At 74.7% G+C, this 245-nt stretch carries 1 protein-coding gene; it reads left to right on the plus strand.

What is annotated here, in order from left to right:
• A partial coding sequence (locus IO24_RS41835) for a hypothetical protein (RefSeq protein WP_037670163.1) occupies positions 1-245 on the plus strand: 245 nt, incomplete at both ends.

Here is a 245-nt window from a genome sequence, read left to right on the forward strand (position 1 = left end):
GACGGCGCCGAACGGTCCGTCGCAGCAGCGGGTGATCCGGCAGGCGCTGGCGAATGCCGGGCTGACGGCGGCCGAGGTGGACGCGGTCGAGGCGCACGGCACGGGCACCCGGCTGGGCGACCCGATCGAGGCGCAGGCGCTGCTGGCCACGTACGGGCAGGACCGGGAACAGCCCCTGTGGCTGGGGTCCGTCAAGTCGAACCTCGGGCACACGCAGGCCGCGGCGGGTGTGGCCGGTGTGATCA

It is taken from the genome of Streptomyces flavovariabilis, assembly GCF_000725785.1.
Lineage (GTDB): Bacteria > Actinomycetota > Actinomycetes > Streptomycetales > Streptomycetaceae > Streptomyces > Streptomyces hawaiiensis.